The organism is Gilliamella sp. LMG 34359 (assembly GCF_984569085.1).
In genome coordinates, this window is record NZ_OZ474906.1 from 1,703,828 (window position 1) to 1,730,357 (window position 26,530).

Genomic DNA, 26,530 nt, shown 5'->3' on the forward strand with positions numbered 1-26,530 from the left:
ATTCTATGTATTTAATCGATTTCTTAAAAGAAAAAATGATCTGGTTAGATAGCTATTGTCGTGATACGAGTGAGCTTTTTCAAATGGTCGCTAATCAGGCTTTACAGCTTGATTTAGTTACCAACGCTTTCTTATCTAAGATTAATGAGCGAGAAAGTTGTTTTCCTACAGGAATTCAACTTAACGGTTATGGTGTTGCTATTCCACACACCGATCCAGATTGCATAAAAGAGCAGTTCATCGGAATTATTATTCCGCAAAAAACTATCCAATTTAAGTCAATGGAGAATGAAAACCAGATGGTAAATGCCAAACTAATTTTCGTTCTTGGTTTAAATAAACCCCATTGTCAATTAGCCGTCTTAAAGCAAATCATGAGGACAATACAAAATAAAAATTATGTTAATCAATTAATTAAAGCAAAAAACCATAATGAAATAACCCAAATCATTCAGGATATTTCATTGGATAACAAGTAATACTATTAGGAGAGTTAATCATGAGCCAACTTAAAATATTAGTCGCCTGCGGTGCAGGAATTGCCACTTCAACCGTGGTGACAGATAGAGTCGAACGTTTAATTAAAAAACATCAAATTGATGCCGAAGTAAAACAGATAAAAATTGCCGAAGCTGCCTCACAACAACATCAGGCTGATCTTATTGTTTCAACCACAATTTTACCAACTACTTACCAAATCCCGGCCATTATTGCTACGGCTTATATCAGTGGCATTAACGAGGAGGCATTAGATGAAGAAATATTATCTTATTTGAGATGAAAAATTAAGTCCCTAGGTAACTCAAATTTACCTACACGTTAAATATTACTGAGCAAGGAATGGAATATGGATACATTATTAGCAAGCGTGCAATATGTACTTGGTTTAGGCCCTACGGTTATTTTACCAATTGCTATTTTTCTTATCGCTATTATTTTTAAAGTCCCAGTGGGGCGAGCAATTCGTTCGGCAATTATCATTGGTATTGGTTTTGTTGGTATCAACCTTGTTATTGGATTACTTTCACAAAGTTTGGGACCAGCCGCACAGCAGATGGTTGAACGTTTCGGTTTAAGTTTAACCATTATTGATGTTGGTTGGCCTGGGGCAGCAGCGGGTTCTTGGGCATCCCCGGTTGCGGCTATTTTAATTCCTATCTGCTTAGTGGCGAATCTTATCTTAATTTTCTTTAAGATGACCAAAACGTTAGATGTTGATATTTGGAACTATTGGCACTTTATTGCAGCAGGAGCAACCGGTTTTATTGTCACAGGTGGTAACTGGTGGTTTGCAATTTTATGTGCACTTATCTATGAAGTGCTATGTCTATGGATGGCCGATAAAACGCAACACTTAGTTGAAAATTTCTATGGTCTCAAAGGAGTGTCCTTACCAACTGGTTCAACAGCAGCATTCGGTTTTGTCGGGATACCTGTTGGTTGGGTTATCGGTAAAATTCCGTTGATTAAAGATTTACATGTCGATCCGCAAACCATCCAAAAACGCTTTGGTATTTTCGGTGAACCAATGATTATGGGCTTAATACTAGGTATTGTCATCGGTTTGCTTGCTGGTTATGAAATAGGTGAAACCTTTAAACTCGGAGTTTCTATGGGGGCGGTAATGTTATTAATGCCTCGTATGGTAAAAATTCTGATGGAAGGTTTAATTCCTATTTCAGAGGCAGCCCGTGAATATATGAAATCACGATTTAAGGGGCGAGAACTCTATATCGGTTTAGATGCCGCTTTATCGATCGGCCATCCAGCTAACATCTCAACAGGTTTATTACTGGTACCAATAACCCTATTTTTAGCGATTGTTATTCCCGGTAATAAAGTATTGCCATTCGGTGATCTGGCTACCATTCCATTCTATGTGTCATTCGTTGTCGCTTCACGCAACGGTAACATTCTCCACTCGGTCCTAAGTGGTACGGTAGTTATTGCTTTTGCATTACTTATGGCAACTGATTTTGGTGCAGTGCATACCGCAATGTTAGATGGGGTTTATAAATTCCCTGAAGGTGCTAGTGAATTAAGTACTTTAGATATGGGCGGTAACTTCTTTAACTGGATAATTCTTAAGTTCTCTCAATTATGGGAAACCTTTTTTAGTTAATGGTTAACGACTATTTATTTAATCAATTGGATATTGCAATTAAGTGGTAAGGAAAAAATATGAAAGCAGCAGTTCTTTATCAAAACAAGATTATTAATACTGAGGATGTTAAACCTCGAGTATGTGGCGCTAATGATGTTCGAGTCAAAGTGATGGCAGCTGGCATCTGTGGATCGGATATCCACAAGATGCAAACTCAATGGAAATATCCTTTACCGGCAGTAATGGGGCATGAGTTTTCAGGCGTTATTAGTGAGATAGGTAGCAATGTTACAGGATTATCAATTGGACAAAGAGTAGCTGGTATACCATTTTTACCATGCTATACGTGTGTTAATTGTAAAACAGGCAAGTTTTCACTTTGTGAACATTATCAAATGTTAGGCGCTCATTTCTTCGGTGCTTTTGCGGAAAACGTCGTTTTAAATGCAAATAATGTTCTTCCGGTTGATGATCTTGATTTTGATGAAGCCGCAATGCTTGAACCCCTTGCCATCGCACTGCATGCCACATTAGGTATTCAACCACAATTAGGGGATACCGCTGTCATTTTTGGATTGGGGGTTATTGGGATGTTAACCGCCCAATGTTTAATAACCAATGGAGTAACTCAGGTTATTGCTGTTGATATTAGTGATAAAAAATTATCTTTTGCCAAGAGTTTAGGTTGTCACTACACCATTAATCCGACCAGAGAAGATTTAAAAGAGAGAATTGATGATATTACCCATGGTGTTGGTGCTGACATTGTTATGGAATGCGCTGGTTCAAAAGTGACACAAGAGCAGTGTTTATTAGTGAGTAGAAAAGGGGGCAAAATTGGATATGTGGGTATTGCTTATTCCGATGTGTTATTGCACGAAGAAGCGTTTGAGAATATCTTTCGTCGTGAATTGATACTCAAAGGTTTTTGGAATTCCTATTCAGCGCCATTTCCTGGCAAGGCATGGACAACCGCCATTGAACTTGTTCGACAACAACGTATTAAGTTAAAACCCCTGATCTCTCATCGCTACCCATTAGTAGAAACTAAAGAAGCATTTGACATGATTTTATCTGGTCAACATGACTATAACAAAGTTCTTATTCTGCCTTATATGGAGAAATAATATTATGAAAGCATTAGTAAAAACAGCTTCAGGCTATGATCAAATGGAATTAAGAGAAATTGATGAACCTGAAGTATATGGAGATAAAGTAAAAATTAAAGTCGCTTATACCGGTATTTGTGGTTCTGATATTCATACTTTTAAAGGTGAATATAATAACGCTAATACACCAGTTGTATTAGGACATGAATTTTCTGGTGAAGTGGTAGCGGTTGGTCCTGATGTTAAAAGTATTAAAGTCGGTGATCGCGTTACCAGTGAAACAACTTTCCAAACTTGTGGTACTTGTCCATATTGTCTGAAAAAAGACTATAACCTATGTGGAAATCGAAAAGGAATAGGTACTCAAATCAACGGTAGTATGGCTGAATTTGTATTATCGCGTGAAGAAAGTTGCCATGTTCTGCATGACAATATTAGCTATAAATCAGCGGCACTTACTGAGCCTTTAGCATGTTGTGTTCATGCAGCTTTAGAAAAAACAACGATTTCGCCAACAGATATTGTGCTTATTTTTGGTCCTGGACCTATCGGATTACTTCTTGCTCAAGTTGTTAAATCACAAGGAGCAACTGTCATTATGGCGGGAATTACCCGAGATCTTCCTCGCTTAGAATTAGCCGTTGAACTTGGTGTTGATCGCATTATCGATCTACAAAAAGAAGATCTAACCAGTCTAGTCTTATCAATGACCAACAATATAGGCGTCGATCGTATTTTTGATTGTTCGGGTGTGATTTCCGCTGTAAATCAAGGGTTACCTTTAATTCGTAAAAAAGGCGATTTTGTTCAAGTTGGACTCTTTGCTAAGAAAACTAATGAATTAGATGAGGAGTCCATCATCCAACGTGAAATTAATTATATTGGTTCACGTTCACAAAAACCGAGTTCTTGGATTACCTCATTAGATCTATTGGCCAAACATAAAATTAATACTGAGAAGATGATCACTAAGATTTTTGACCTTTGTGACTGGCGAACAGCATTCGATAAAGTCATGGAAGGTACAGAAATAAAGGTATTAATCAAATCTTAATTTCAAATCGTAAAAAGATGAATCTTTTATTAAATAATTGATAACACACCTATTTTTTTATTTAAAAACTAGGTGTGTCAAGTAACGCTTAGATAGTTATGAGGTAATAGTATGAAAATTGCAATTGGCTGTGACCATGGTGGAAAGAATTTGAAAGATACTATCATTACTCATTTAACAACCAATGGATATGAAATTATTGATGTTGGTTGTTATAGTCATGAAAGTGTCGATTTTCCAATTTATGCAAAAAATGTGGCTGAGTTAGTTGTTAGTAAAAAAGCTGAGCTCGGTATTCTATGTTGTGGTACCGGTATTGGTATGTCGATTGCGGCCAATAAAATCAAGGGAATTCGAGCGGCGGTAGTTGCTGACTGTTTTTCAGCTAAAGCAACCAGAGAACATAATGATAGCAATGTTCTTTGCTTAGGTGAACGGGTTTTAGGTATTGGTTTAGCGCTTAATATTGTTGATATATGGGTCACCAGTGAGTTTGCCAAAGGTCGACATAAAAGACGAGTTGATATGGTAACAGAACTCGAAAATAAGTGAGGTTGTTATGAAACAGATTGCAGCTTCGATAATGTGTGCAGATCAACTTAACTTACAGCAAGAGTTAACACAACTGGAGCAGGCAAAGGTTGATTTATTACATTGTGATGTCATGGATGGCGTCTATGTTAAAAATCTTGCTTTAGGTCCCGAACATCTTGCTTGGGTGAAATCCGCCACAACAATTCCGTTAGATATCCATCTAGCAACAGTAGCGCCGTTAAAATATGCTCAAATGTTTGCTTCGATCCAACCAAAGTATATCTCTTTCCATATTGAGGCTTGTGATGACGCATTTTCCATAATTGATTATCTACGCGAACAACATATCTGTCCCTCTATCGCTATTAATCCATTATCACCAATTTCATTATTAGAACCTTATTTGCCCCACATCGATATGATTTTACTCATGACGGTTAATCCAGGGTTTGCTGGACAAAAAATTCAACTAAATACTATAGATAAAATTGCGCAATTAAAAATCAGATTAAGTGAGTTAGAAAATCCGCCTCTAATTGAAGTAGATGGCAATATTAATCTGCAAACCATTAATTTAATGCAAAATAGTTTGCCTGATGTTTTTGTTTTAGGGACATCCGCACTGTTTAATAAAAAAAATAATGATAATTACACGGTAAGAGTTGAGAAAATTAGAAAACAAATAGAATTAACAGAATAATATTAAGGAGTTAGCACTATGTTAGAAAAAGATTTACAACAAAAAATCGTCAATACTGTAAGAACACTGTCAATTGATATGATTGAAAAAGCAAAATCAGGCCATCCAGGAATGCCAATGGGTGCAGCTCCAATGGCTTATTCTCTATTTGCTAATCATTTAAAATTCAATCCCAATAATCCGAATTGGTTTAATCGTGACCGCTTTGTATTATCAGCCGGCCATGGTTCAGCATTATTGTATAGTTTATTACATCTTTTTGGTTATCAAGTCACATTGGATGATTTGAAATCATTCAGGCAACACAAAAGTCGAACACCTGGTCATCCTGAATTTGGCTGGACTCCAGGGGTTGATGCGACTTCTGGTCCATTAGGCCAAGGTATTGCCATGGCTGCGGGTATGGCTCTGGCCGAAAGCCATTTGGCGGCACAGTATAATAAACCAGATAATCAGATAGTTGATCATTATACTTTTGCAATATGCGGTGATGGCGATTTGATGGAGGGCGTATCAGCTGAAGCGGCATCATTAGCAGGACACCTATCATTAGCTAAATTGATTGTATTGTATGATTCAAACGATATCTGCTTAGATGGCGATTTAGATATTACTTTTAGTGAAAGTGTTGCTCAACGTTTTACATCTTATAATTGGCAAGTATTAACAGTAGCGGATGGTAATAACTTATCAGAAATAAATGCCGCCATCGAAAAAGCTAAGAAATCTGCAAAACCAACACTAATTGAGGTCAAAACAACAATTGGCTATGGGGCGCCAACTAAGAGTAATAGTTCTGCTTGTCATGGTTCGCCTTTAGGTAAAGAGGAAGCGCTTGCTGCTAAACAATTTTATCAATGTGAAAATGTTGAACCATTCTTTATTCCTGAAGATGTACAACAACATTTGAAAAAATATTCTAAATTAGGTGATCAAGCTAATACACAATGGAATCAACAATATGAAAAATATTGTCAATCTTATCCTGATGAAGGAAAACAACTTGGTCGTGTTATTGCGGGTCATCTCCCTTCTAATTGGCAAAAAAATCTTCCTGAGTTTAATGATGTTAAACCAATAGCTACTCGATCCGCCTCAGGCAAAATGATTAATGCCATTGCCGATGTACTACCCGAATTTTTTGGTGGTTCAGCCGATTTAGGTTGTTCTAACAAAACGTTTATCGATGCAAGCGGCGCATATAGCAAAAATTCTCCTGCAGATAAAAATATTTGGTTTGGTGTCCGCGAATTTGCCATGGGTGGTATGTTGAATGGGATGGCATTACATCGAGGGTTACGTTTGTTTGGCGCGACGTTTTTTGTTTTTTCTGATTATTTACGGTCAGCAATTCGTATGGCGGCTTTAATGAATCTTCCTGTTACCTATGTTTTTACCCATGATAGTATAGCCGTTGGCGAAGATGGTCCCACACATGAGCCTATTGAACATTTAGCCTCATTACGCGCGATGCCAAATTTAACGGTTATTCGTCCTGCTGACGCCAAAGAGACTCGAGCAGCATGGGAAATCGCCATTGACAATGAAAGTGGACCAATAGCTTTAGTTTTATCAAGACAAGATTTACCTATATTAGCTAATCCACAACAAGAGGTGACCGAAGGCGTTAAAAAAGGAGGATATATTGTATCGCCGGCGATTAACGAAACGCCTGATCTTATATTGATAGCCACTGGCTCTGAGGTCTCTTTAGCGATTGAGGCGCAAAACCAGTTACGTGAAAAAAATATTGATGCATCAGTGGTTAGTTTAGCCAGTTGGGAAATATTTGCTAAAACCACCAAAAGCTATCAAGAGACAATCTTTCCAAGTTCGGTTAAAGCTCGTTTGGTTATTGAAGCGGGTTGTTCATTTGGTTGGTCTCAATTTCTTGGTGAAAATGGCGATATGATTGCTATCGACCATTTTGGTGATTCTGCGCCGGCCAAAGATCTGTTTAAAGCTTATGGTTTTACCGTCGAGAATATCATTCATCATGCGCAACGATTGTTAAAAAAATAGGAGATTAACATGATTTACATTGCTCCTTCTTTACTGGCTGCTAATTATATGCGCTTAGAAGAAGAAATTCATAGTGTTGAACAATCTGGCGCCGATTATCTGCATCTCGACATCATGGATGGTCATTTTGTACCTAATCTGTCTTTCGGCTATGACATGCTGGCGCAAATTAAAAAAATAACGTCGTTGCCGATTGATGTTCATTTAATGCTAAGTCAACCTGAAAATTATATCGAAAAGTTTGCTCAATCAGGAGCTGATATTATTTCAGTACATGTTGAATCATCACCGCATATTCATCGATTAATTCAACAAATTAAACAATGTGGTTGTTTAGCCGGTGTGGTATTGACTCCCGGAACACCTGCGCATCATTTGGATACGGTGTTAAGTGAGGTTGATCTGGTGTTACAAATGACAGTCAATCCGGGATTTGGCGGGCAATCATTTATTAATGAAACACTAATTAATATTCAATACTTAGCTGAGTGGAAAAAACAGCATAACCTCAACTATTTAATTGAAGTCGATGGTGGAATTAATGTTGAAACCGCGCAAATATGCAAGGCAGCCGGTGCCAATGTGTTAGTTGCAGGCACCACCTTCTTCAAAAGTCATGACAGAGCCAATATAGTCAATCGCCTAAGAGCAATATAGCAGCTATATAGCCATGTCGAATAAATATTTTAAGGATAATGTTATGAGCCAATTAGATGAATTTAAAAAGTTAACCGTAGTAGTTGCCGATACCGGTGATATCGATTCGATTAAACAGTTTTCTCCAGAAGATGCAACCACCAATCCCTCCCTTGTTTTAAAAGCTGCTCAACTTCCTCAATATCGTTATTTAATTGATTCTGCTGTTGAAACTGCGAAAAAACTTGGTGGTAGTAAAGAACAACAATTAGTTAATGCCTGTGATCAAGTGGCAGTAAATATCGGTGCTGAAATTTTAAAAACTGTACCGGGTCGAATTTCAACCGAAGTCGATGCGCGATTGTCGTTTGATAAACAAGGTTGTATTGAAAAAGCGCGTAGAATTATTGAACTGTATCAACAAAAAGGGATTGATAAATCGCGGATTTTAATCAAAATTGCTGCCACTTGGGAAGGAATTAAAGCGGCAGAAGTGTTAGGAAAAGAGGGAATTAACTGTAATTTAACCTTACTGTTTTCATTTGCTCAAGCGCGCGCTTGTGCTGAAGTAAATGCATTTCTTATTTCACCATTTGTTGGTCGTATTTATGATTGGTATCAAGCTAAAAAACCAATAGAGCCTTATGTTGCCGATCAAGATCCTGGAGTGGTATCGGTTCGTAATATTTATAACTATTATAAGCAACATGGTTATAAAACGATCGTGATGGGCGCAAGCTTCCGTAAAGTCGATCAGATATTAGCGTTGGCGGGTTGTGACCGTTTAACAATTTCCCCTAATTTATTGGCAGAAATGCAACAATCCAATGCACCATATGAACGAAAATTAAATCCAAATCAAACTGTGCTTGAACGTCCAGCATTAATGACAGAAGCTGAATTTAGATGGCAACACAACAGTGATGCAATGGCAGTTGAAAAACTAGCAGAAGGAATTCGTGCTTTTGCCGTCGATCAGGGGAAACTTGAAGATATGATCGGCGCCTTGCTCTAATTAGTAATAAAAAGGGGAGATGGTTCCCCTTTATTTCTCCGCTTTATATAACCAATTTTGCCAAAATTAAAGTTTACGACTGCTAATAATCCCTTAGCTATACTCGAAATAGTTTAATTGTTATCTGATGTTAGTGGAGCAAAAGACGTCCAACTAAATTAATTCATTCTGTTAAGTAGATATGATGAATATTTCACATAGCTATATTATATAAAAATTATATAAAAATTAAATTTAGTCATTTATCTCGACATATGAAAATATCGCCAAAAACGGAATCATTTTAGCAAATACTCTTTTCATCAGTTAATCAATCACAAAATGTGATAACTGTAATAAGTTATTTATTTTTAATTGGTTTAAATATTTTTATTAAAATTTATAACCATGTTTTACTAATATTGGTGATTAACCGCTAAGCTAATATTTGATTTTTTTCGATTTATGTTACTATGGGTAAAACATTTGTTATATTAATTAACTATTGTTAATTACAAAAAATCGGCAGGAGTGATTTATGAGATGGGAAGAAAAGCGAGATTTAGTCAAAATTGCGACTTGGTATTACCAGTATGGTTGGACTCAAGCTCAAATAGCTCAAAAGATAGGTATTTCAAGGTCAATAATTTCTAAAAAATTACAGGATGCTAAAGATTTAGGTATTGTTGAGATTTTTATTAAAGATGAAACTGCATATACCGTTGAATTAGAGCAAAAACTTGAATCTAAATTTAAACTCGAAGAAGCAATTGTTGTTGCAACCCATGATCTGTCTTATGAAGAATCCTCTAATTGGTTAGCCAAAAAGGCAGCTTATGCATTGAATAAACGAATTTTGAAAGTTAATAAATTAGGTATTTCATGGGGAAAAACAATTAGAAAATTTGTTAATGAATTTCCTTATATTACTCATAAAAAGCTAGTTATTGTCCCTTTAATTGGTGGTATGGGGACAGAAGAAGTTGACTTGCACTCTAATCAAATTTGTTATGATCTTAAGAAAAAAATGCAGTGTACCTGTAAATATCTTTATGCACCGGCGTTAGTTGAAGATCAAACCATGAAATTAGATTTATCTAAAAATAAATATATAAATGAAGTTCTTAATGAAGGTAAAACTGTTGATATGGCCATCGTCGGTATTGCTAATCCTTATCATAACAGTACTATGCAAGAGATTGGTTATATTAATAGCAAAGATCTTGAGGAGTTTCGTTATTATGATGTCGTCGGCGATTGTAATTCACGCTTTTACACTTCTGACGGCGAAGAAGCTAACAGCCCGATAAATCAGAGAATTATAGGTTTAAGTTTAGCTGATTTACGTGAAATTCCAACCGTGGTTGCCATTGTATCTGGTGAAAATAAAGAAAAAGCGGTGGTGGCAGCTTTAAATTCTAACATTATTGATATTGTTGTGATGACTGACAAAATGGCTGAATATATTTTAAATACCACTTTTTAACGAATTGAATACTTAAATATCAGTTAGCAAGCCTCTTTATTGTTATAAAGAGGCTTTTTTATAGCCAAAATCTAAACATTATAGACAAATGTCATTTAGTGTGACAAATGTCACATAATGGTATTTTATTAATTGTGGTTAATATTTGTTATGTTATCTTTATGATAAATAGATGTTAAATCTATTTAATATTAATTTTCATAAGGAGAAAACAAAAATGACCATCTATAAACAATTGTTACAAAGAGAAGAAAATGACAACCCAATTAGAGTGGGGGTTATTGGTGCTGGTCAAATGGGAACAGGAATGATAGCGCAGATAGCCACCATTCCGGGAATGTGTGTAACTGGAATTAGTGATATCAATTTAGAAGCTGCACAGCAAGCTGCAAAAGATTATAAGGCAAGTGCCAGTAAAGAAAATAATATTCTTGTTTCTAAAAATTTTAAAGAAGTAATTCAAGCAAAAGAGGTTGAAATAATTGTTGATGCAACAGGAGTACCGGAAGTAGGGGCAAAAATTGCTTTAGAAACATTATTAGCCAAAAAGCATCTAGTTCTGCTTAATGTTGAAATTGATATCACAATAGGTCCTTTGATGCATAAACTATTTAGTGCTGCCGATCTAATCTATAGTGGTTCCGATGGCGATGAACCCGCAGCAACACTTGAGATGTATGAATTTGCTAAATCAATGGGCATGGAAGTTTTAGTCGTTGGTAAAGGTAAAAATAACAAATTAAAAATCGAAGCAAACCCTAATACAGCTCAAGCTGAAGCTGATTCAAAGCATATGTCATCTCATATGTTAGCCGCATTCCAAGATGGTACCAAGACAATGGCAGAAATGAATTTACTGTCTAATGCCATGGGATTTATCCCAGATGTCGTGGGCATGCATGGTGTTAAAGGTGACTTGGATTCGGTCCTTCAAGATTTAAACCTTAAAGAAAATGGCGGCGTTCTTAATAAATTTGGCGTGGTTGAATATGTTGATGGTTTAGCGCCGGGTATTTTTGTCATTGTTAAAGGACAAAATCCTAATGTGAGTAATGAATTAAATTACTTAATGAAAAAAGGTGATAGAGATCATCATATTTTATATCGCCCTTTCCACTTAGCCAGTCTTGAAACACCGCTGACTATTGCTAAGGCCATTTTAAATCACGATACCGCTATTGTTCCTTGTGGAGCTCCTGTCTCTGAAACGGTTGCTGTTGCTAAAAAGAATATTAAGTGTGGTGAAAAACTCGATGGCATCGGTGGTTTTTGTGTTCGAGGGGTAATTGAAACTCATGCGGATATGCGGAAAAACCAAAATATCCCAATTGGGCTTATCAGCGGTAATGTCGTTGCTAAACGAGATATACCAAATGGTAAGTTTTTAACTGAAGATGATGTTGTTTTAGATGAAACAACCACAGTTTGGCAATTACGCAAACTTCAAGATGAAGTCTTCGGTTAAAAATATAACCACTGCTGAATGATAAGACTCAGCAGTGGTTAGCGCAATAAGTTAAGTTGTTGTTATCGGAGGTAAAACATGAATATTGTCATTATCGCCAGTGTTATTTTGGTTTCGCAATCTATATTGAGTTTAATGCAAATTAACTATTATCAGAGATATATGTACAACATCACACAACAATATTTGCATTCTAAACATCATCGGCTTTTTTCATCTATTGAGCGTAAATGGTTAGGCGCAACTGCGATTGTAGTTATGGTGATCGATGAAAACCAAATGGTTAAAGAATGCCAACTTTTGAAAGGAAAATCAGTCTTTGCCAAATTTAAACCGCTACCAAGATTCTATGGACATCATCTGTCACAAATTTTGATTAACTTAAAGGAAGAAAGTCAAACGAGAAAACTCTCGCTAGAAGAAAGAGCAATGATAAAAATGGCAAACCAAATTTCTGGGTGATTTAACTTATCAACACATTAAAAACTAATTCAAAGGAGATAATAATGGACTATATTGAGTGGTTTGGAACCCATTTTATTGGGTTATTTCAGGCTGGTGGACAAGTTTTTGTCGGATTTATGACTGGTATCGTGCCGCTATTGATTGTGTTATTAACATTTACTTATTCTTTAATTGCTTTTGTTGGTGAACAACGAGTCACCAAAGCTATCCAATTTTCTGCTAAAAATAGGTTATTGCGTTACAGTTTAATGCCAATACTATCTGTTTTAATGTTGACTAACCCAATGGCTTATACTTTTGGTCGTTTTGTTAAAGAAGAACAAAAACCGGCTTTTTATGATTCGGTAGTCTCTTTTTTGCATCCTGTAACTGGTTTGTTCCCTTATGCCAATGCCGGTGAGTTATTTGTATTTCTAGGCATTGCCAATGGTGTGATGGATGCAGGTTATAACATTTCTAGTCTTTCAGTACGCTATTTTTTGGCGGGCATTATCATTATTTTAATGCGTGGTGTTATCACTGAAATGATCACCAAATTCTTAATGCGTAAAGAAAAACTGTAGGAGAGTGACGTTATGTATAAAACAATTTTTATCGAGAAAGGCCAAGGTGGCTGGGGAGCAGGTTTTTCTTTAACCCCAACGGCTGAAAAACATAAGATACTCTCTGTGACCGGCGGTGGTATTCATCCAGTTGCGCAGAAAATTGCTGAACTCTCCGGTGGTGAAGCGGTAGATGGTTTTAAAAATGCCATTCCCGAAAATGAAATTTTGTGTGCAATTATAGATTGTGGTGGTACCGCTCGAATTGGTGTTTATCCAATGAAAAAAATTCCTACCATTGATGTTATTCCATCAGCACCGACAGGTCCTTTAGCAAAACATATTACTGAAGATATTTTTGTTTCAGGAGTGAAACTGCAAAACATACTACTATCAGAGGGTAATAATGAACAATCAACGACATCTGCGCAGGATGAACAGCAGCAAACACAAACGGGGAAAGATCCACTTTTGGATCGTGAAAAATTCAAAGAAAAATATGCCCAAATAAAGCAAGAACATCATCAAAATCAAAAAGAAGGTTTATTGATAAAATTATCCCGAGGAATAGGTAAAGCAATGGGAATCTTTTATCAAGCTGGTCGTGATTCGACGGATATGTTAATTAAAAATATTATTCCTTTTATGGCATTTATCAGCATGCTTATAGGTATTATTAATTACACTGGTATCGGTCATATCATAGCTACCACCTTGTCACCTTTAGCTGGTTCAATATGGGGGATGATGGTAATTGCGTTCATTTGTAGCTTACCATTTCTATCCCCAATCCTTGGACCTGGGGCGGTTATTGCTCAAGTTATTGGGGTTTTGATTGGTTCACAAATTGCAATTGGTGCAATACCTGTTGCTTATGCACTACCTGCGTTATTTGCGATTAATGCACAGGCTGGATGTGACTTTATTCCGGTTGGCTTGTCTTTAGGAGAAGCCAAACCTAAAACCGTTCAATTTGGCGTACCAGCAGTACTCTATAGTCGTATGCTAACCGGAATATTAGCTGTGGTTGTTGCATGGGTAATGAGTTTTGGAATGTATTAAACATTAAAAGGATTAATTATGGCAAAGAGTATCATTACTGAAATTGGTTCTATCGTTCCAGAATTCAAAGAAGAAAAAGTGATTATTTTATTTGGTCCAATGGCAACACCTGATTTACGTGAAATTTGTGTGATACATGAGTTTCATAAAAAGCCTAATCAAACATTAGTTGCGGGTAAAGAATTTAAGTTAGGTAGACATAAATATACCATTAAAAAGGTTGGTAGTGAGGCTAATAGAAACTTTGAAGAATTAGGACATATTTCTATCTATTTTAAATTAAGTGATGATGGCACCTTGCCAGGTGCCATAGAAGTTGAACCAGCTGTTTTCCCTGAATTAAATATTGGCGATGATATTTGTTTTGAATAATAGATGGTAATTAATGGATTTATATATAAGGGTTTGCTTATTTTTAGTAATACTCAATTTAAAAAACCATCACTATTAATTTAGTGATGGTATAGTGATTTTTAACTAAAAATTGATTATTTAAAATGGATTAGGATCTTTTTTCAAATTATTAAATGGATATAGTTTATTCTTCCAATCTTTGATTTGAATATTCTTTTGTTCAGGTATATCAGTCAAATCATATTGCATATAATCATGTTGGACATTCAATTGAATCCCCATCCAATGACTTAATAAATAAACGAATTGATAACCTGAAATTTGTTTATTAATTTTAACCTGATTGATTTTATCTGAATCAAAAAATATCAATGGCACTTGAAAACTATTTTGATATTCCCAATTGTGTCTTAAGTCTTGATATTGTTCAGTGTGCGAAAGCCCATGATCTGCAAAGTAAACTACAGAGTAATCTTCATTATGTTTTTTTAATATCTCTACTGTTGATTTTATCAAGTCATCCGTTTCTTTAATACTACTGACATAACAGGAAACATTTTTATTGTTAAGATCAAATTGCACATCAAACTGCAATCTTTTACAAAAATGAGGATGGGAACCGATTAAATGCATAACAATAAGTTTAGGTTTATCGTGCTGTTGCGTTAATAATGAATCTAATTCAGGTAAAAGTAATGTATCGTATTTTCCACGGGCTGATTTACCGTTGTATTCGCCTTTTTTGGTATAGAAGATATTTTTACTATAAGCTGTAATTCTCGGTACCGTTATTTCCATTCTACCTAATTTTCCTTGATTAGATAGCCAATAGGTTTCAAACCCGGCATCATTAGCAATTGCAATAATATTATTATTTAATTGGGCATTGACTTCACGATTATCTAAATAACTTGATTGACTAATCAAATGCGGAATTGATGATTGGGTATTTGATGCCGGGGCAATTAATCCATCCCAAATTAATGAGGCATTATTATCGGTAAAAGGGGTATTGCTATATTTAAAGCCATAAGCGCTCATATAATCTTTACGAACACTTTCACCAATGATAACAACATAAGTTTTATGTTGAGGATTGACAGAAACAATAGGTATTGTATTAGTTTGTTGGAGTTGCTTAAGCTGTTCTTGTTTTTCCGTTAGATATATTTTTACACTTGAATATAAATCCAGAAAAAATTCAAAAAAAGGATATTTAACATTATCTAATACGGTTGTTGTAATTCTAGTCAATGTAGTTGGTTGATATTTTATGACTCCTTTGACTGGTCTATAAATACAGATAAGTAATGCTATAGCAATAACGTAATAATTTCCTATTTTAGGAAATTGAAATTTTTTAAAAAAAAGAATAAAACTTATGACTAATATTAATGGTATAAAATAAAAATAAAGGGGTAATTGCGAACAAAATTCTTGTATTTCATCAATATCAGTTTCTGCTATTGCACTTACCACTGCAACATTTGGACTTCCATAATAAAATCCTATCGGAAAATAAAGTGCAGCAATAACAAATAATAATCCTAATAAAAAACGGAAAAATGTGAATCTAGCTAAAAAAATTAGAGAAAAATAAGTAAGCAGTATTCTATCAAATCTTTGTGGGTAACCTAATAAGTAAACTAATAAAACAGAAAGACCGATACAAACAATATGTGAAAATAATTCTTTTTTGGTAAATATCACGAAAACAGATCCATGTTAAAACAATTAGTTGATAAAGCAGAAAATTATATAAGTAATCAAATTTTAAGCAATATAAATTTAGGTTGATTTTTTTATTGAGATAACTAATAAGTTATAATTCATATATTAATATTAAGATTTTTAGTTAAAAATAATCGCCAAACTTTCAATATTTTTTAATAAATTTGGCGAGGAATTTTTATTTTTATTATCTTGAGGCTCTATTTAATATCACATCTTGCGGTAGTTTTTGGATGTAGAGCATTCTAGCAATAAGTAAAAATGCTGCGACAGCTAGACCTAATATAATTCCTATCCAAAAACCGGCAGCGCCAATTGGCTGCATAACAAGATCGGTTAATCCTAAGATATATCCAACCGGTAACCCCACTCCCCAATAAGAGATTAGGGTAATAAAAAAGATGCTTTTAGTATCTTTATAACCACGTAATACATTACTTGCTACGACTTGCAAATAATCTGATGCTTGATAGATGGCAAGTAAAATAATCAATTGTAGACAGATGGTTATTACATCGATCTCATGAGTAAATATGGTTATTATCGGTGATCTAAAAATGACCAGAATTAATGCCACGATTACCGCCATCATAAAGGATATCGCTAAACTTATATAAGCAGTTTGCTTAGCTAAAATTGGTTTATTTTTACCCAATAAGTAACCAACACGAATACTGGTTGCTACCCCCAAAGATAATGGTATAGCAAACGTTAAACTACTGATAGTGAAGATTATTTGGTGTGCAGCCACAGTTATTTGACCAAGTGGCGCAATAAGTAGTGCAACCACCGCAAACAGACTCATTTCAAAAAAATAGGCTAAAGCTAGTGGTGTGCCGAGGATAACTATTTTTTTGATGATAGCAAAATCAATGAGTTTGGTTAGTGGTGTTTTGCGAATATCACGTTGGCTAGCTGCGGTTAATGTATACAAACGAATTAAAGCAAACATCAACCAAAAAATGATAGCGGCAGTAATTCCGCAACCAACACCACCAAAAGCAGGCAATCCAAACTTGCCATAAATTAATACATAATTAATCGGAATATTGGCAAGTAGTGCTATAAATATAATCACCATAGCGGGTTTGGTGTTAGATAAGCCTTCGCATTGATTACGATAAACCAAAAATAATAAGAAGGCAGGTACTCCCCACATAATTGCGCGTAAGAATGAAACGGCTACATCAACCATCTCTGGATCGATAGGATGATCAGCTGAGCTTCTTAGACTAATTATTTTGTCGGAATTGTACAAAACTAGCATCATGATGATGGATAAAATTAACGCAATCACCACCCCTTGACGAGTCTGATCGGCTACTTGCTCACGTTTGGCCGCACCATTTAAGTTAGAGATTATAGGGGTTAAAACCGTTAATAATCCTTGGCCAAACAAAACAGTAGGCAACCAAATTGATACAGCAATGGCTACCCCCGAAAGAGCAGTTTTGCTGTAATTACCCGCCATAATGGTGTCGACAAACGTGATTGCAGTTTGTGATATTTGGGCAATCATGACCGGTATAGCTAACGTGATTAGGTTTTTTATTTCGTGTCGATAATGTAGCTTCATTGGAAATATTTACTGTATTACAGTACCCCATAAATCGTATTCATCTGAATGTTCAATGTTGACTTGAACAATATCGCCGACTTTAACAGCTTTCTCTTCATTCAAATAGACAACACCATCAATTTCTGGCGCATCAGCCATACTTCGCCCGATGGCTCCTTCTTCATCAACCTCATCAATTAAAACCGATAGAGTTTTGCCAATTTTATTTTGTAGTTTTTGGGTCGAAATCGTTTGTTGTAATTGCATAAAACGATGGAAGCGTTCTTGTTTTATCGCTTCTGGTATCTGATCTGCTAATTGATTTGCCGCCGCACCTTCAACAGGACTATAAGGAAAGCAACCCACGCGATCTAATTGCGCTTTTTCTAAAAAGTCGAGTAATAACTCAAAATCTTGTTCAGTTTCGCCCGGATAACCAACAATAAAGGTTGAACGCAAAGTAATTTCCGGACAAATTTCACGCCAATGATGAATTCGCTCTAATGTTTTTTCGATCGTCCCCGGGCGTTTCATTGATTTTAAAACCGTTGGGCTGGCATGCTGTAACGGCACATCTAAATAAGGTAAGATTTTTCCTTCAGCCATTAATGGAATTAAATTATCGACACTAGGATACGGGTACATATAATGTAGACGTACCCAAATTCCAAGGGTTGATAGTTGTTCACAAAGGGTATAAATATCGGTTTTTAACGGCATACCATTCCAAAAGTTGGTGCGGTTTTTGATATCAATACCATAAGCTGAGGTATCTTGAGCGATGACTAAAAGTTCTTTTACTCCGCTATCAACTAACCGTTTTGCTTCATCAAGTACATTACCGATAGGACGACTGACCATCTCACCACGTAAAGAAGGAATGATGCAAAATGTACAGCTATGATTACAACCTTCTGAAATCTTTAAGTATGCATAATGTTTAGGTGTTAACTTTACTCCTTGTTGTGGTACAAGGCTAGTAAATGGATTATAACTCGGTTTAGGAGCATATTTGTTTACATGTTGCAGTACGGCTTCGTAACTGTGTGGTCCTGATATTTCTAGCACTTTAGGATGCACATTACGGATCTGATCTTCTTTGGCGCCAAGACAACCAGTGACAATAACCTTACCATTTTCGCTTAATGCTTCGCCAATTGCTTCTAATGATTCTTGTACCGCACTATCAATAAAGCCGCAAGTATTAACAATAACTAAATCAGCATTATCGTAGCTAGGCACAACTTGATAACCTTGAGTACGTAACTCGGTTAAAATTCGCTCAGAGTCAACTAAATTTTTAGGACAACCAAGGCTCACAAATCCTATAGTAGGGGATGACATATTCATAGTAATTATAGTAATTTTAAATTAATTGCGGTAATTTTCGACAATCTAAAAACGATTGAATTTAGATTAAGATAACAGATGAACATTCTAACATAATTAAACAGGGCGAAATAAAAATTTTTAATTTGATATAAAGAACGATGGATATGGATAAAATCTAAAAAAAGCTCTTATAACAATAAGAGCTTTTACAATTATAGGAAGTTAATTCGGGAGAAAAAGCTTATTTTAATGCATCTATTACTTCATCAATTTGTAGATCTAAACTTTCAGCACCGCCACCAGATAAGTACCAAAGATCTGGAGTTAAGTAGACAACTTTGGTTTGGCTTTTCGCTAACACTTTTGAGTCGAAAAAGTCACCTGACATTGCTGATTGACCAATAGCTTTACTTCGGTCGACAACATAAATAATGTCTGGTTTAACTTTAGTAATATAACTGTTATCAATAAAGATTGGTTTTGGTTTACCAACACTATTGGTTGGTTGCAATGCAAATGGCGCGGCGCGTTTTACTTTTAATACATCGTGAATTAACGCTGCGCTTGAACTTGCATTGATTAGAATCATTTTCCCGTCATTATGGATAGCTACAATTGCTTTTTTATCGCTCGCTTCAGCTATCGCACGTCCACTGGTAATTTTTGCCTCAATTGATTGAATTAAATTACTCGCTTTTTCTTCAGTGCCGGTAATATTGCCTAAAATATTGATGTGGTGTTTAGTTGATTCAAGATAATCTTTGGCATCAACGCTTAAATTAATTACTGGCGCTATTTTATTTAATACTTCGGTTCGACTAGCTTGACGACCATCAATGATGATAAGTTGTGGTTTAGCTTTTTCGATTGCCTCAATATTAGGCTCTTTCATATTACCAGTGTCGGTAATATCTGCACTTTTATATTGTTCTAGATAAGAAGGAAGAACGGAAAGTGGTGTTCCTGTAACAATTGAACCTTTACCTAATGCATCTAACGTGTCTAAGGCGCCATAGTTCATCACAACAACTTTACTTGGCGATTTAGGTACCACTACCGATTGCTTATTATCTGGGCTTACTGTGATTGATGATTGACAACCAGTTAATCCTAAAATAAGAGCAGTTAGCGTACTTAATAGTACCTTTTTTTTGGTATTCATGGTAATTCCTTTTGCTACTTTGAAAATGATAACTATTATTATTTAAACATTATTAATTGTCTAGTGATAAATAAATTTTCGTAAAGATATTGATAATTATTCTCATATAATATATCGTTACGCACAAATTGCATTGAAAATATCAATATAAATAATAGGGTTAAACAAATGAATACTAGGTTTAAGTTGGCAACACATGTCATAAATACAAGTATTTTATTATCACTATCAGGTTTAGCGATGGCAGCCGATGATAAAAATACCGATACTATGGTGGTAACAGCATCAGGATTTTCACAACAGATTAAGGAAGCACCGGCAACGATTTCGGTAATCACACCGGAAGAGATTAGCAAAAAACCTTATCGTGACGTTACCGATGCTCTTAAGGATATTCCAGGTATCACCGTAACAGGCGGTGGTGATTCAACCGATATTAGTATTCGAGGAATGGATGGCAAATATACTTTAATGTTAATTGATGGTAAAAAAGTGAACACTCGTGAAACTAGACCAAATAGTGATAATTCCGGTTTTGAACAAGGCTGGTTACCACCATTAACAGCCATTGAACGTATTGAAGTCGTTCGAGGACCAATGTCTTCCTTGTATGGTTCTGATGCTATGGGTGGGGTAATCAATATTATTACTAAAAAGGTATCAAATATCTGGCATAGTGGATTACGAGTTGAATCAATTATGCCTTATCGTTCTGATGAAAAAAATACCTATATAGGTAGTTTTTCAACGACTGGACCAATTATTGACGATATTCTCGGTATTCAATTATATGGGCAATATACAAATCGTCATGAAGATGAGTTTTTAAATGGTCATTCTGGACAGAAATTACGCAGCTTGAATGGTAAATTATCACTTAATGCTACTGATAACCAAAAATTTGATCTCGATTTTGGTCGTTCGTTACAAAATAGTACTTCAATCAGAGGTAAAACAAGAGAAAAATCAAGAGATAAAGATTATAAGCGTGATAACGCTAGAAATTCTTTTGCGCTAACTCATAATGGTTTATTTGATGATCTATCGACGACTTCTTTTATTGCTTATGAAGAAAACAATAATCCAGAAAGAAAAATGAAAATTCGTAATACCGATCTAGATTCTCGAGTGACGATTCCTTTTAGTATTAATATGCTAACGGTAGGGGGTAAATATAATTACCAAGAGCTTCATGATAAAGGTAATGAACTTACTAGTGATATTACTAAAATTGATCGCTGGAATTATGCATTGTTTGCCGAAGATGAAATAAGTATTTTCGATAACTGGAGTATCACGGCTGGTTTACGTTATAACAAAGATGAAAACTATGGTAGCAACTGGAATCCAAGAGTCTATAGTGTCTGGAATATTGATGATAATTTTACCCTGAAAGGCGGTTACTCAACCGGTTATGCAACGCCAAAATTGCGTCAAGTTGTTTCTGACTGGGGACAAGCAACAGGTGGAGGATATTGGGATGGTGTAGTTGTTGGTAATCCTGATTTAAAACCTGAAAAATCAAATAATTTTGAAATTGGTCTAGGATATACCAATGATTACGGTATTGATGCTTCTGCAACAGCTTTTTATACTAAATACAAAGATAAGATTCAATCTTACTATATTTGTGATAATAAAAATATCGAAGAGAAAACATGTTCTTATAAAAACTTTAGTAAAAAATTTCATTTTATCCAAGGTTTAGAAAATGTAGATAAAGCAGATCTTAAAGGTATAGAGCTCTCATTCAAAACCCCATTATTTACCGATTTCTTATTAAGTACTAATTATTCTTGGACTAAAACAGAACAAAAAACAGGTAATAATAAGGGTAAACCTTTAAACCGTACACCTAAACAAAAATTCAATACTCAGCTTGATTGGAATTTAACCCAACAATTGGATTTATGGACTAAAGTTGCCTATTACGGTGTGGAATCTACTACAGATCGTAAAGGCAAAAAAATTGAGTATCCTGGTTATACTTTCTGGGATGTGGGGACGTCTTTCCAAATAAACCAAAATGCTAAGATTTATGGTGGTGTTTATAACTTATTTGATAAGGATGTTTCAAACGATGATTTTGGTAAAACTTTAGAAGGTCGTCGTTACTTTGTTGGTACTGAAATTAATTTCTAATTAGTATTCATCAAAAAATGTAATTATAAATATTGAGTGGTTGTTAATACAGCCACTTTTTTATTTAATGAACTCTATATGAACATTTTAATTTATTAGTTATGATTGAGGCTTACTTGACAAAGGTATTTCAAATTAATCATGTGCAAATAAGCATGTTTTAAACGATAATTTTGCTAAAACCTTAACAGGTCGTCATTACTTTGTTGCTACAGAAATTAATTTCTAATACTTAAAACTTATCAGTTAGCTAGTTATTTAACTGCTGGTTGAGAATTATTTATTTAGCTCAAAATAGCAATTTATTAAAGTTCAATTAATACTTTTTTTAAGATTATTGCCATCGGTCAAAAATAACTTTTCTACTATGAAAAATTACCCCTCCTAATACGAATTTCTTACTAAGCTTGTTTTCTTTGAAGCAAAAGTAAATCAATTAAAAATCACTGCTAGAAATCCTACAACCCAAATACGACTATAGCGAAAAACGTAAGTGAAAGTTGACGACTAATAGCATGATGCAAACACTTAATAACGATTTAAATGAGGTAACTAACAACTTTCGATTAGGCGAAATATAAAATGTCAGCTGTTGAGCTCTTCTATAATGTCGAATAAACGACAATCGTATCTTTAACCCTATCGGATGTGTATCAGGCAGTTAGGAAATAACTAATCAGGGGGTAATTTAAACAGATTGAAAATGCCGATGATAATAATTGCCTGATTTTAGGTTTATTGAATGGTTTTTTATTTGGTTTATTAAATAAAAAGTTAAAAAATGTGTGTTAAATAACTAACATTTGCCAAATCTTATTTCAATAAAGACCTGCATGATACAATTATTTAATCTTTTGTTTTGTGTGCGATCTTATGAACGAGATGTTATCTGATTAAATGATATTACTTTTTAATATTTCTCACCAATATTTACCATAAACTCATCTCTTTTTACATTGACAACATTTCAACCATTTCCATTTGATTAGGCGGAAATCGCGGTTAACTAGTTAATATTTAGATCTTAGTCACAAAATTGCTATAAAACCATTTGCGGAGAAAATTTATTGGTTATAATTGAACAAAAGATTAATAAGTAAACATTTGTTCGGAGGTTTTATGGTCAGTATCATTTTAGTATCTCATAGCAGGAAGATAACCGATGGGCTAAAAGAGATGATTGAGGAAATGGTTGATTCAACAGGGGATGTGAGAATTTTTTCGGCAGGGGGGACAGAAGATGGCCGTTTAGGAACTGATTCTGTTGCCATTTATAACATTATTAAACAATCAAGCCAGCATAGTAACATTCTGATTTTTGCAGATATAGGTAGTGCAATATTAAGTACCGAAACCGCAATTGATCTAATTGAAGATGAAGAGCTAAAAAGTAAAGTCATATTAGTTGATGCGCCATTAGTCGAAGGTGCTTTTTATGCATCAATTCAAGCTATGGTTGATAAGGATGTGGAAGGTATTTTAGCTGAGTTACAAAATATTTAGAGAGAGAATGGCTATGAAATTTTTTCGAAGTTTTGTTGGTTATTGTATCGCGGGCATGATAGTGATGGCTGTTTGGTCACAATTAGGCACTTATGGCATTTTTGGTGGTTATCTTGCGGCGATAATCATTATTGGGCCAATGTGGTATATGAATCATTACATTAATTTAACCGGTAACGAAGATGATGCGGCTTTTGTTGATATGGGGTTAGCTATCGCAGTATGTGGCATTATGAGAGATACCTTTATTCAGGGAGGCGATGCTTTTTCAACTTCTTTACCGACAATTTTATTAGTTGGTTGTGGGGCCGCCCTAGGGGGAATTACTGCGGCATTTATTGAAAAAGACATGGCTAAGAAAAAAGAGTTTGTTAATGAAAATCCAAGAGAACCAGGACTTAGACGATCTGATTTTGAAAAATTAAAAGAGGCCAAAGAGAAAATCTTACGCGCTAAAAGAATTAAAATTTTTCAAAAAAAGAGTTCAATCTAGGATTAAGGAGTGAATGATTATGACAATACAATTAGCTATTGCAACGTTAATCGGTGGTTTTATTTTCCCTTTTGTCATACGAATGGCTTGGGGAAGAATGGTTGATAATTGGGGGCCAATCGGTGGGTGGATGGCAGCGGCATTTATTGTAGGTACCGTATGGTGTATCAATCATGGTATAGCCACACCGATGATTACTCAAAGTGGTACTGTTTGGGTAGATCAGGGATTAGCCGCAGGTGTTGGTGTTTGGGTTGCTTCAGCATTAACCGGTGGCAGCAAGCGTAAATCAGTTAAAAATATCGTTGCTGCGGTTAGCGCAGGTATTGTAGGTGGATATGTTTTGTCACTTTTTCTTGTTTCTTAAGTAAAAGACAAAAGGTTGAAGGATAGAAAGGAGTAACACAATGAAAAGATTAATTAATGATGGTTATGATGTGGTTGAAGAGCTGTTAGAAGGTTACTGTTTAGCACACAGTGATTACGTAGAACTCAAGCAAGATTGTAATCGAGTAATTGTAAGTAAAAAAATGAGCTCAGAACCAAGAGTAAGAATTATCGTTGGTGGTGGCTCTGGTCATGAACCTGCTTTTTTAGGCTATGTTGGTAAAGATTTTGCTGATGCGGCAGCGGTGGGTAATGTAAATACCTCGCCATCCCCTGAATATTGTTATGCAGCGGTAAAAGCTGTCGATGCCGGCAAGGGATGCCTTTTTGTTTATGGAAATTATGCCGGCGATGTAATGAACTTTGATATGGCTGCCGAACTTGCTGCCGAAGAGGGAATTCGCGTTGAAACGGTAACCACAACTGATGATATTTATTCATCAGAAAATGTTCAAGATCGTCGTGGTGTGGCTGGTAATGTATTTGTGTTTAAAGTTGCTGGAAGTGCCGCTGCTAAAGGTTATGATTTAGATAAAGTGAAGGCACTTACCCAAAAAGCCAATGCAAATACTTATTCTATTGGTGTGGCATTATCTTCATCAACACTACCAGTTACCGGCGAGCCGATTTTTGAAATGCAAGATGGTGATATGGAAGTAGGAATGGGGATCCATGGTGAACCAGGCATCGAAAGAACTAAACTAGAAAAGGCTGATGTTGTGGTTAGTCAATTAATCGATCATATCTTGGCTGATTCTAAACTAAAATCGGGTGATGAAATTGAGTTACTCATCAATGGACTAGGCGGTCTGGCATTGATGGATCAATATATTTGTTATCGAAAAGCTCATCTTTTATTAGCAGAAAAAGGCATCAAGATTTATAAATCATTAGTTGGTAATTATGTTACGTCAATGGATATGGTTGGTATGTCTATTTCAGTTATAAAACTTGATCAAGAACTTAAACAACTGTTGGATCATCCTTGTGATGCCCCTTATTTTAAAGTTGCTTATTAACCACAAGGAGAATCGAGATGCGTGCTCTGATGCTAAATAAATCATATTTTATTGAGACTTTTAAAAAATTGGCTGCAATGGCTGAAGAAAATCGTGACCACTTAAGTAAATTGGACTCAGATATTGGCGATGGTGATCATGGAATCAATTTGACCATCGGTTTTCGTGAAGTTGAAAAACAGTTACCTCAACTCTCTGAATCAGTAACTGATATAGCCGAATTAATGAAAAAAGTAGGTATGATTCTCTTAAGTAAAGTTGGAGGAGCATCAGGGCCATTATATGGAAGTTTTTTCATGAAAATGGCGACGCATATAATTGGAAAACAAGAAGTGACATTTAAAGAATTTTGTCAAATGTACCAAGATGGTGTTGAAGCTGTTCAAATGAGAGGAAAAGCTGAATTAAATGATAAAACGATGCTCGATGCTTTAATTCCTGGTCTTGCAGTATTAAAAGATTATCAAGAAGGTGATGATCCTATAAATACTTTAGAAAATTGTGTAAATGAAATGAAGTTAGGTTCAGATAAAACTATTCCGCTAATGGCCAAAAAAGGTCGAGCGTTACGCTTAGGTGAACGTGCAGTTGGTCATCGAGATCCCGGCTCTGAATCGGCTTGGATGATTATGAATGTATTTTTACAACAACTCAAAACGATATCCTAATCAATGGC

General features: G+C 35.3%; 26 protein-coding genes. 22 read left to right on the forward strand and 4 right to left on the reverse strand.

Annotated features, from left to right (window positions below):
* Window positions 1–5 precede the first annotated feature (5 nt).
* From AC5LXV_RS07880 to AC5LXV_RS07955, 16 genes are all read left to right on the forward strand, one after another.
* Window positions 6–479, forward strand: a complete 474-nt coding sequence (locus AC5LXV_RS07880) for a PTS sugar transporter subunit IIA (RefSeq protein ID WP_493467894.1) — start codon at window positions 6–8, stop codon at window positions 477–479.
* 20 nt (window positions 480–499) lie between these two features.
* Window positions 500–781 carry a PTS sugar transporter subunit IIB gene (locus AC5LXV_RS07885; RefSeq protein ID WP_110433962.1) on the forward strand — a complete coding sequence of 94 codons (282 nt, stop codon included), beginning with the start codon at window positions 500–502 and terminating at the stop codon, window positions 779–781.
* A 66-nt stretch (window positions 782–847) separates the two neighbouring features.
* On the forward strand, window positions 848–2,122 hold the full coding sequence (locus tag AC5LXV_RS07890; protein ID WP_493467895.1) for a PTS galactitol transporter subunit IIC: 1,275 nt from the start codon (window positions 848–850) through the stop codon (window positions 2,120–2,122).
* Between the two features lie 59 nt (window positions 2,123–2,181).
* Window positions 2,182–3,231 carry a galactitol-1-phosphate 5-dehydrogenase gene (locus AC5LXV_RS07895; RefSeq protein WP_493467896.1) on the forward strand — a complete coding sequence of 350 codons (1,050 nt, stop codon included), beginning with the start codon at window positions 2,182–2,184 and terminating at the stop codon, window positions 3,229–3,231.
* A gap of 4 nt (window positions 3,232–3,235) precedes the next feature.
* Complete coding sequence (locus AC5LXV_RS07900) at window positions 3,236–4,267, forward strand: zinc-binding dehydrogenase (RefSeq protein WP_493467897.1); 1,032 nt, start codon at window positions 3,236–3,238, stop codon at window positions 4,265–4,267.
* Window positions 4,268–4,378: 111 nt separating this feature from the next.
* A complete protein-coding gene (rpiB, locus tag AC5LXV_RS07905; RefSeq protein WP_034884755.1) occupies window positions 4,379–4,819 on the forward strand; it encodes a ribose 5-phosphate isomerase B in 441 nt (146 codons plus the stop codon).
* Between the two features lie 7 nt (window positions 4,820–4,826).
* Window positions 4,827–5,501 (forward strand): ribulose-phosphate 3-epimerase, encoded by a 675-nt coding sequence (locus tag AC5LXV_RS07910; RefSeq protein WP_493467898.1) that lies wholly within the window; start codon window positions 4,827–4,829, stop codon window positions 5,499–5,501.
* Between the two features lie 18 nt (window positions 5,502–5,519).
* Window positions 5,520–7,523 carry a transketolase gene (gene tkt, locus AC5LXV_RS07915; RefSeq protein WP_493467899.1) on the forward strand — a complete coding sequence of 668 codons (2,004 nt, stop codon included), beginning with the start codon at window positions 5,520–5,522 and terminating at the stop codon, window positions 7,521–7,523.
* 9 nt (window positions 7,524–7,532) lie between these two features.
* Window positions 7,533–8,180, forward strand: a complete 648-nt coding sequence (rpe, locus tag AC5LXV_RS07920; RefSeq protein WP_493467900.1) for a ribulose-phosphate 3-epimerase — start codon at window positions 7,533–7,535, stop codon at window positions 8,178–8,180.
* A gap of 43 nt (window positions 8,181–8,223) precedes the next feature.
* Entirely contained in the window at window positions 8,224–9,174 is a 951-nt protein-coding gene (gene tal, locus AC5LXV_RS07925) for a transaldolase (RefSeq protein ID WP_493467901.1), read from the forward strand.
* A gap of 517 nt (window positions 9,175–9,691) precedes the next feature.
* A complete protein-coding gene (locus AC5LXV_RS07930) occupies window positions 9,692–10,639 on the forward strand; it encodes a sugar-binding transcriptional regulator (RefSeq protein WP_493467902.1) in 948 nt (315 codons plus the stop codon).
* Window positions 10,640–10,856: 217 nt separating this feature from the next.
* Window positions 10,857–12,104 carry an NAD(P)H-dependent oxidoreductase gene (locus AC5LXV_RS07935; protein ID WP_493467903.1) on the forward strand — a complete coding sequence of 416 codons (1,248 nt, stop codon included), beginning with the start codon at window positions 10,857–10,859 and terminating at the stop codon, window positions 12,102–12,104.
* A 78-nt stretch (window positions 12,105–12,182) separates the two neighbouring features.
* The gene (locus AC5LXV_RS07940; protein ID WP_493467904.1) at window positions 12,183–12,566 is read left to right on the forward strand and encodes a transcriptional regulator GutM; all 384 of its coding nucleotides are present in this window, start codon (window positions 12,183–12,185) and stop codon (window positions 12,564–12,566) included.
* A gap of 44 nt (window positions 12,567–12,610) precedes the next feature.
* Window positions 12,611–13,132, forward strand: coding sequence for a PTS glucitol/sorbitol transporter subunit IIC (gene srlA, locus AC5LXV_RS07945; protein WP_493467905.1), 522 nt, complete (start codon window positions 12,611–12,613; stop codon window positions 13,130–13,132).
* Between the two features lie 12 nt (window positions 13,133–13,144).
* Entirely contained in the window at window positions 13,145–14,173 is a 1,029-nt protein-coding gene (gene srlE, locus AC5LXV_RS07950) for a PTS glucitol/sorbitol transporter subunit IIB (RefSeq protein WP_493467906.1), read from the forward strand.
* Between the two features lie 18 nt (window positions 14,174–14,191).
* Entirely contained in the window at window positions 14,192–14,545 is a 354-nt protein-coding gene (locus tag AC5LXV_RS07955; protein WP_493467907.1) for a PTS glucitol/sorbitol transporter subunit IIA, read from the forward strand.
* A gap of 120 nt (window positions 14,546–14,665) precedes the next feature.
* On the opposite strand, the gene AC5LXV_RS07960 is transcribed toward AC5LXV_RS07955, so the two are convergent.
* From AC5LXV_RS07960 to AC5LXV_RS07975, 4 genes are all read right to left on the reverse strand, one after another.
* A complete protein-coding gene (locus tag AC5LXV_RS07960; RefSeq protein WP_493467908.1) occupies window positions 14,666–16,237 on the reverse strand; it encodes a phosphoethanolamine transferase in 1,572 nt (523 codons plus the stop codon).
* A 208-nt stretch (window positions 16,238–16,445) separates the two neighbouring features.
* Window positions 16,446–17,834: an MATE family efflux transporter gene (locus AC5LXV_RS07965; protein ID WP_493467909.1), complete on the reverse strand. Its 1,389-nt coding sequence runs from the start codon at window positions 17,832–17,834 to the stop codon at window positions 16,446–16,448.
* Between the two features lie 9 nt (window positions 17,835–17,843).
* On the reverse strand, window positions 17,844–19,160 hold the full coding sequence (gene rimO / locus AC5LXV_RS07970; protein ID WP_493467910.1) for a 30S ribosomal protein S12 methylthiotransferase RimO: 1,317 nt from the start codon (window positions 19,158–19,160) through the stop codon (window positions 17,844–17,846).
* A gap of 229 nt (window positions 19,161–19,389) precedes the next feature.
* Window positions 19,390–20,310: a siderophore ABC transporter substrate-binding protein gene (locus AC5LXV_RS07975; protein WP_493467911.1), complete on the reverse strand. Its 921-nt coding sequence runs from the start codon at window positions 20,308–20,310 to the stop codon at window positions 19,390–19,392.
* Window positions 20,311–20,478: 168 nt separating this feature from the next.
* Between AC5LXV_RS07975 and AC5LXV_RS07980 the strand changes: the two genes are divergently transcribed.
* The 6 genes from AC5LXV_RS07980 to dhaL all read left to right on the forward strand — a co-directional run bounded on the left by AC5LXV_RS07980 (window position 20,479) and on the right by dhaL (window position 26,522).
* Entirely contained in the window at window positions 20,479–22,452 is a 1,974-nt protein-coding gene (locus AC5LXV_RS07980; RefSeq protein ID WP_493467912.1) for a TonB-dependent receptor domain-containing protein, read from the forward strand.
* Between the two features lie 1,119 nt (window positions 22,453–23,571).
* Window positions 23,572–23,955 carry a dihydroxyacetone kinase phosphoryl donor subunit DhaM gene (gene dhaM / locus AC5LXV_RS07985; RefSeq protein WP_110433943.1) on the forward strand — a complete coding sequence of 128 codons (384 nt, stop codon included), beginning with the start codon at window positions 23,572–23,574 and terminating at the stop codon, window positions 23,953–23,955.
* Window positions 23,956–23,968: 13 nt separating this feature from the next.
* Entirely contained in the window at window positions 23,969–24,448 is a 480-nt protein-coding gene (locus AC5LXV_RS07990; protein WP_110434118.1) for a Lin0368 family putative glycerol transporter subunit, read from the forward strand.
* A 19-nt stretch (window positions 24,449–24,467) separates the two neighbouring features.
* Entirely contained in the window at window positions 24,468–24,815 is a 348-nt protein-coding gene (locus AC5LXV_RS07995; protein WP_110423750.1) for a Lin0368 family putative glycerol transporter subunit, read from the forward strand.
* A 40-nt stretch (window positions 24,816–24,855) separates the two neighbouring features.
* Window positions 24,856–25,854: a dihydroxyacetone kinase subunit DhaK gene (locus tag AC5LXV_RS08000; protein WP_110433942.1), complete on the forward strand. Its 999-nt coding sequence runs from the start codon at window positions 24,856–24,858 to the stop codon at window positions 25,852–25,854.
* Window positions 25,855–25,871: 17 nt separating this feature from the next.
* Window positions 25,872–26,522, forward strand: coding sequence for a dihydroxyacetone kinase subunit DhaL (gene dhaL, locus AC5LXV_RS08005; protein WP_493467913.1), 651 nt, complete (start codon window positions 25,872–25,874; stop codon window positions 26,520–26,522).
* Window positions 26,523–26,530: the final 8 nt, after the last annotated feature.

Bases quoted from the DNA above. Each gene is read 5' to 3' on its own strand.
- srlE (WP_493467906.1), top strand. From the start codon at position 13,145: ATGTATAAAACAATTTTTATCGAGAAAGGCCAAGGTGGCTGGGGAGCA.
- srlA (WP_493467905.1), top strand. From the start codon at position 12,611: ATGGACTATATTGAGTGGTTTGGAACCCATTTTATTGGGTTATTTCAG.
- AC5LXV_RS07930 (WP_493467902.1), top strand. From the start codon at position 9,692: ATGAGATGGGAAGAAAAGCGAGATTTAGTCAAAATTGCGACTTGGTAT.
- dhaM (WP_110433943.1), top strand. From the start codon at position 23,572: ATGGTCAGTATCATTTTAGTATCTCATAGCAGGAAGATAACCGATGGG.
- AC5LXV_RS07935 (WP_493467903.1), top strand. From the start codon at position 10,857: ATGACCATCTATAAACAATTGTTACAAAGAGAAGAAAATGACAACCCA.
- AC5LXV_RS07980 (WP_493467912.1), top strand. From the start codon at position 20,479: ATGAATACTAGGTTTAAGTTGGCAACACATGTCATAAATACAAGTATT.
- AC5LXV_RS07885 (WP_110433962.1), top strand. From the start codon at position 500: ATGAGCCAACTTAAAATATTAGTCGCCTGCGGTGCAGGAATTGCCACT.
- AC5LXV_RS07965 (WP_493467909.1), bottom strand. From the start codon at position 17,834: ATGAAGCTACATTATCGACACGAAATAAAAAACCTAATCACGTTAGCT.
- tkt (WP_493467899.1), top strand. From the start codon at position 5,520: ATGTTAGAAAAAGATTTACAACAAAAAATCGTCAATACTGTAAGAACA.
- AC5LXV_RS07995 (WP_110423750.1), top strand. From the start codon at position 24,468: ATGACAATACAATTAGCTATTGCAACGTTAATCGGTGGTTTTATTTTC.
- AC5LXV_RS07990 (WP_110434118.1), top strand. From the start codon at position 23,969: ATGAAATTTTTTCGAAGTTTTGTTGGTTATTGTATCGCGGGCATGATA.
- dhaL (WP_493467913.1), top strand. From the start codon at position 25,872: ATGCGTGCTCTGATGCTAAATAAATCATATTTTATTGAGACTTTTAAA.
- AC5LXV_RS07900 (WP_493467897.1), top strand. From the start codon at position 3,236: ATGAAAGCATTAGTAAAAACAGCTTCAGGCTATGATCAAATGGAATTA.
- AC5LXV_RS07895 (WP_493467896.1), top strand. From the start codon at position 2,182: ATGAAAGCAGCAGTTCTTTATCAAAACAAGATTATTAATACTGAGGAT.
- AC5LXV_RS08000 (WP_110433942.1), top strand. From the start codon at position 24,856: ATGAAAAGATTAATTAATGATGGTTATGATGTGGTTGAAGAGCTGTTA.
- AC5LXV_RS07890 (WP_493467895.1), top strand. From the start codon at position 848: ATGGATACATTATTAGCAAGCGTGCAATATGTACTTGGTTTAGGCCCT.
- AC5LXV_RS07940 (WP_493467904.1), top strand. From the start codon at position 12,183: ATGAATATTGTCATTATCGCCAGTGTTATTTTGGTTTCGCAATCTATA.
- rpe (WP_493467900.1), top strand. From the start codon at position 7,533: ATGATTTACATTGCTCCTTCTTTACTGGCTGCTAATTATATGCGCTTA.
- AC5LXV_RS07910 (WP_493467898.1), top strand. From the start codon at position 4,827: ATGAAACAGATTGCAGCTTCGATAATGTGTGCAGATCAACTTAACTTA.
- AC5LXV_RS07955 (WP_493467907.1), top strand. From the start codon at position 14,192: ATGGCAAAGAGTATCATTACTGAAATTGGTTCTATCGTTCCAGAATTC.
- tal (WP_493467901.1), top strand. From the start codon at position 8,224: ATGAGCCAATTAGATGAATTTAAAAAGTTAACCGTAGTAGTTGCCGAT.
- rpiB (WP_034884755.1), top strand. From the start codon at position 4,379: ATGAAAATTGCAATTGGCTGTGACCATGGTGGAAAGAATTTGAAAGAT.
- AC5LXV_RS07880 (WP_493467894.1), top strand. From the start codon at position 6: ATGTATTTAATCGATTTCTTAAAAGAAAAAATGATCTGGTTAGATAGC.
- AC5LXV_RS07975 (WP_493467911.1), bottom strand. From the start codon at position 20,310: ATGAATACCAAAAAAAAGGTACTATTAAGTACGCTAACTGCTCTTATT.
- rimO (WP_493467910.1), bottom strand. From the start codon at position 19,160: ATGTCATCCCCTACTATAGGATTTGTGAGCCTTGGTTGTCCTAAAAAT.